The sequence below is a fragment of the Pseudomonas sp. HMWF021 genome (assembly GCF_003061005.1).
Taxonomy (GTDB): Bacteria; Pseudomonadota; Gammaproteobacteria; order Pseudomonadales; family Pseudomonadaceae; genus Aquipseudomonas.
In genome coordinates, this window is record NZ_QAIK01000090.1 from 1 (window position 1) to 4,969 (window position 4,969).

The window sequence follows — 4,969 nt, forward strand, 5'->3', positions numbered from 1 at the left end:
CGGTCACGGTGGTTTCGCCGCCGGACAGAATCACGCACGGCGCTGCCAGTGGCTGCCCGTGATTGATGATCTGCCGGGCGATGCCGGCATGGACTTTCGCCACTTCGCGGGATTCACCTTCAAGGTCGCCGAGGATCAGCGTGCTGAAACCGGCCTGACGGCATTTCACCGCCGCAGCATCCAGCGATTGCTGCGGGCGGGCGATCAGCTGGAAGTGGCTGCGGGCCAGGCTTGGATCGCCGGGTTTGACGGTTTCCGATTCCGGGCTTTGCAGCCAGTTGCGCACCGAGGCTGGGACTTCAATGTCGTAGCGCTTGAGGATCGCCAGGGCTTCGGCGGAGGTGCTTGGGTCGGCCACGGTCGGGCCGGAGGCGATGACCGTGGCGAGGTCGCCCGGCACATCGGAAATCGCGTAGGTGTAAACCGTGGCAGGCCAGCAGGCCTTGCCCAGGCGTCCGCCCTTGATTGCCGAGAGGTGCTTGCGCACGCAGTTCATCTCGCCGATGGTCGCGCCGGATTTGAGCAGGGCTTTGTTGATCGACTGCTTGTCGGCCAGGGTGATGCCTTCGGCCGGCAGGGCGAGCAGGGCAGAGCCGCCACCGGACAGCAGGAAGATCACGCGGTCGTCTTCGCTCAGGTTGCTGACCAGTTCCAGCACGCGTTTGGCCACGGCCAGGCCGGCAGCGTCCGGTACCGGATGCGCGGCTTCGACCACTTCGATTTTTTCGCACGGGGCGCCGTGACCGTAACGGGTCACTACCAGGCCCGAGACTTCACCTTGCCAGCTGCGCTCGACCACCTGTGCCATGGCGGCGGCGGCTTTGCCGGCACCGATGACGATCACCCGACCCGTACGATCGGCAGGCAGATGGGCTTCGAGGACCTGGTTGGGATGGGCCGCGTCGATGGCTGTGGCAAACAGCTCGCGCAGCAGTTGTTGCGGATCGACCGACATGGCGGGCTCCCGGAATTCTTGTTATTGGGATGGAACGACAACGGTGCAGCAACGCGATCCTTGTGGGAGCTGGCTTGCCAGCGATTCAGGCGCCGCGGTCATTCAGACGGACCGAGTCGATGCCATCGCGGGCAAGCCCGCTCCCACAGGGAGCGAGCCAGAAGCGCAGATTATTTTTTGTCGCGAATCGAGAAGTTGGCCATGTGTTCCAGACCCTTGATCAGCGCCGAGTGGTCCCAGTTGCTGCCACCGATCGCTGCGCAGGTGCTGAACACCTGCTGGGCGTTGGCGGTGTTCGGCAGGTTGATGTTCAGCTCCTTGGCGCCTTGCAGGGCCAGGTTCAGGTCTTTCTGGTGCAGGCTGATGCGGAAGCCTGGATCGAAGGTGCCCTTGATCATGCGCTCGCCGTGCACTTCGAGGATCTTCGAGGAGGCGAAACCGCCCATCAGTGCTTCACGCACCTTGGCCGGATCAGCGCCGTTTTTCGAGGCGAACAGCAGGGCTTCAGCCACGGCCTGAATGTTCAGCGCGACGATGATCTGGTTGGCCACTTTGGCGGTCTGACCGTCGCCATTGCCACCGACCAGAGTGATGTTCTTGCCCATGGCCTGGAACAGCGGCAGGGCGCGTTCGAAGGCATCGGCGTCGCCACCAACCATGATGCTCAGGGTCGCAGCCTTGGCGCCGACTTCACCGCCGGACACTGGCGCGTCGAGGTACTGAGCACCTTTCTCGTTGATCTTCTTGGCGAAGGCCTTGGTGGCGGTTGGCGAGATCGAACTCATGTCGATCACCACTTTGCCTTTGCCGATGCCGGCGGCAACGCCGTCAGCGCGGAACAGTACGTCGTCGACCTGTGGGGTATCCGGCACCATGACGATAATGAATTCGGCTTCCTGCGCCACTTCGCGCGGGTTGGCCAGGGCGACGGCGCCAGCGGCAACCAGGTCGGCCGGGGCAGCGTCGTGGTGCGCCGACAGGAACAGGCTGTGACCGGCTTTCTGCAGGTTCGAAGCCATTGGGTGGCCCATGATGCCGGTGCCGATAAATCCGATTTTAGCCATGAGAAAATCCTCTTGTTTTTGTGTGGCTCCCTGTAGGAGCTGGCGAAGCCTGCGATCTTTTGATCTTGATCTTGAAAAGCAAAGTCAAAAGATCGCAGCCTTCGGCAGCTCCTACAGGGTCATGTGTTCGTTCAGATTGCGTTGTGGGTTTTCAACCAGCCAAGACCGGCTTCAGTGGTGGTCAGTGGCTTGTATTCACAGCCAACCCAACCCTGATAACCGATGCGATCCAGGTGTTCGAACAGGAAGCGGTAGTTGATCTCACCGGTGCCCGGCTCGTTGCGCCCCGGGTTGTCCGCGAGCTGCACGTGGTTGATCTCCGCCAGATGCGATTGCAGGGTGCGGGCCAGATCGCCTTCCATGATTTGCATGTGGTAGATGTCGTATTGCAGGAACAGATTGGCGCTGCCGACCTGCTCGCGAATCGACAGGGCTTGCGCCGTGTTGTTCAGGTAGAAACCCGGGATGTCGCGGGTGTTGATCGCTTCCATCACCAGTTTGATACCGGCCGCCTGCAGCTTGTCGGCCGCGTACTTGAGGTTGGCGACGAAGGTCTTTTCCACGGTGGCATCGTCCACGCCTTGCGGACGGATACCGGCCAGGCAGTTGACCTGGGTGTTGCCCAGCACTTGCGCGTAGGCAATCGCCAGATCGACCCCGGCGCGGAATTCTTCAACGCGATCCGGCAGGCAGGCGATACCGCGCTCGCCTTTGGCCCAGTCACCGGCCGGCAGGTTGAACAGCACTTGGGTCAGACCGTTGGCATCGAGCTTTGCCTTGATTTCGGCAGAGCTGAAGTCGTACGGGAACAGGTATTCCACACCACTGAAACCGGCCTTGGCGGCGGCGTCGAAACGGGCGAGGAAATCCTGTTCGGTGAACAGCATGGACAGGTTGGCAGCGAAACGCGGCATGGTGGTCTCCTGTTGCGAATTAATGATGATGGCCCTGTGTAGGAGCTGCCGCAGGTTGCGATCTTTTGATCCTGATCCTGAAAAACAAGATCAAAAGATCGCAGCCTGCGGCAGCTCCTACAGGGGAGTAACCGCGGCCATCAAATCCCGGCAGATCAGTCGAGCAACGAAATCGCCGTTGGCGCGTCGTTGCCGACCAGCGCCAGGTCTTCGAATTCGTTGACGGCGTTGATCTCGGTCCCCATGGAGATGTTGGTCACACGCTCCAGGATGATTTCGACGATCACCGGCACCTTGAACTCTTCGATCAGCTCTTCGGCCTTGCGCAGGGCAGGGGCGATGTCCGCCGGTTCGAACACACGCAGTGCCTTGCAGCCCAGGCCTTCGGCGACAGCGACGTGATCGACACCGTAACCGTTGAGTTCCGGCGCGTTCAGGTTATCGAAGGACAGCTGCACGCAGTAGTCCATTTCGAACCCGCGCTGCGCCTGACGAATCAGGCCCAGGTACGAGTTGTTCACCACGACGTGGATGTAAGGCAGTTTGAACTGAGCGCCGACCGCCAGTTCTTCGATCATGAACTGGAAGTCATAGTCCCCCGACAGGGCCACGACTTTACGGTTCGGATCGGCCTTGACCACGCCCAGCGCTGCCGGAATGGTCCAGCCCAACGGGCCGGCCTGACCGCAGTTGATCCAGTGACGCGGCTTGTAGACGTGCAGGAACTGCGCGCCGGCAATCTGCGACAGACCGATGGTGCTGACGTAGCAGGTGTCTTTGCCGAACACCTGGTTCATTTCTTCGTAAACGCGCTGCGGCTTGACCGGCACGTTGTCGAAGTGGGTCTTGCGTTGCAGGCTGGCCTTGCGCTGCTGGCAATCCTGCAGCCAGGCGCTGCGGTTTTTCAGCTTGCCGGCGGCTTGCCATTCCCGGGCGACTTCAATGAACACGGTCAGCGCGGCAGCGGCGTCGGACACGATGCCCAGGTCCGGGGTGAACACGCGGCCGATCTGGGTGCCTTCGATGTCGACGTGAATGAACTTGCGCCCTTCGGTGTAAACGTCGACCGAACCGGTGTGACGGTTGGCCCAACGGTTGCCGATACCCAGCACCACGTCGGATTTCAGCATCGTGGCGTTGCCGTAGCGGTGCGACGTCTGCAGACCGACCATGCCGACCATCAGCGGGTGATCGTCAGGGATGGTGCCCCAGCCCATCAGGGTCGGGATCACCGGAATACCGGTCAGCTCGGCGAATTCCACCAGCAAATCGCTGGCGTCGGCATTGATGATGCCGCCACCGGCCACCAGCAATGGGCGCTCGGCCTGATCCAGCAAAGCCAGCGCCTTCTCGACCTGAACGCGGGTCGCGGTCGGCTTGGCCAGCGGCAGTGGCTGGTAAGCGTCGATGTCGAATTCGATTTCAGCCATCTGCACGTCGAACGGCAGGTCGATCAGCACCGGGCCTGGACGGCCGGAGCGCATTTCGTAAAAGGCTTTCTGGAACGCGTAAGGCACCTGGCCCGGCTCCAGAACCGTGGTCGCCCACTTGGTGACGGGCTTGACGATGCTGGTGATGTCGACGGCCTGGAAGTCTTCCTTGTGCATACGGGCGCGGGGTGCCTGGCCGGTAATGCAGAGGATGGGGATCGAGTCGGCCGAGGCGCTGTAGAGCCCGGTGACCATGTCGGTACCGGCCGGGCCGGACGTTCCGATGCACACGCCGATGTTGCCGGCCTTGGTGCGTGTGTAACCCTCGGCCATGTGCGACGCGCCTTCGACGTGGCGAGCGAGGACGTGATCGATGCCACCGACTTTTTTCAGTGCGGAGTACAGCGGGTTGATCGCAGCACCCGGAATGCCAAAAGCGGTATCAACCCCTTCACGGCGCATCACCAGAACGGCGGCTTCGATTGCTCTCATTTTGCTCATGGTTTTGTGCCTCTTTACGTTTTGTAATTGTATACAAGTGGCTTTGCGCAGAGTGTATTCACGGCGGACGGCGCAGGTCAATCCATTTTCTCAAGCGCCTGTTTC

At 61.4% G+C, this 4,969-nt stretch carries 4 protein-coding genes; all 4 read right to left on the bottom strand.

Going from position 1 to position 4,969, the window contains the following annotated elements:
* Positions 1–955: glycerate kinase (locus tag DBR18_RS12125; protein WP_108590492.1), on the bottom strand; the 955-nt coding region annotated here is incomplete at its 3' end.
* Positions 956–1,125: 170 nt separating this feature from the next.
* Positions 1,126–2,019, bottom strand: coding sequence for a 2-hydroxy-3-oxopropionate reductase (locus DBR18_RS12130; RefSeq protein WP_003222962.1), 894 nt, complete (start codon positions 2,017–2,019; stop codon positions 1,126–1,128).
* 131 nt (positions 2,020–2,150) lie between these two features.
* Positions 2,151–2,933 (bottom strand): hydroxypyruvate isomerase, encoded by a 783-nt coding sequence (gene hyi / locus DBR18_RS12140; RefSeq protein WP_007961652.1) that lies wholly within the window; start codon positions 2,931–2,933, stop codon positions 2,151–2,153.
* 155 nt (positions 2,934–3,088) lie between these two features.
* Complete coding sequence (gcl, locus tag DBR18_RS12145) at positions 3,089–4,864, bottom strand: glyoxylate carboligase (protein ID WP_108590493.1); 1,776 nt, start codon at positions 4,862–4,864, stop codon at positions 3,089–3,091.
* Positions 4,865–4,969: the final 105 nt, after the last annotated feature.

Coding starts and splice junctions, on each gene's coding strand:
- gcl (WP_108590493.1), bottom strand. CDS start 4,864: ATGAGCAAAATGAGAGCAATCGAAGCCGCCGTTCTGGTGATGCGCCGT.
- hyi (WP_007961652.1), bottom strand. CDS start 2,933: ATGCCGCGTTTCGCTGCCAACCTGTCCATGCTGTTCACCGAACAGGAT.
- DBR18_RS12130 (WP_003222962.1), bottom strand. CDS start 2,019: ATGGCTAAAATCGGATTTATCGGCACCGGCATCATGGGCCACCCAATG.